At 64.6% G+C, this 274-nt stretch carries 1 protein-coding gene; it reads right to left on the bottom strand.

Translation table 11 applies throughout. The features are described from left to right. Window positions 1–274 (bottom strand): hypothetical protein (locus U5771_RS35480; RefSeq protein ID WP_322028223.1); only part of this gene is annotated, 274 nt, incomplete at both ends.

Raw genomic sequence — 274 nt, forward strand, 5'->3', positions numbered from 1 at the left:
CACGTCGACCGGCCTCTCGTCCACAACCAGCTCGATCAGTTCGCTGTCCACGTCGACCTCGACCGGCATCAGCTCGTTGTCGACCGGCCTCAGCTCGACCGACAGCTCCGTCGCTTCGCTGTCGACGTCGACGTCGACCGGTCTGTCGTCGGCCAACAGCTCGATCAGCTCGCTGTCCACCTCGACCTCGACCGGTATCAACTCGCTGTCGACCGGCTTGAGTTCGACCGATAGCTCGGTCGCCTCGCTGTCGACTTCCACGTCGACCGGCCTG

Source organism: Burkholderia sp. BCC1977 (assembly GCF_905339595.1).
GTDB lineage: Bacteria > Pseudomonadota > Gammaproteobacteria > Burkholderiales > Burkholderiaceae > Burkholderia.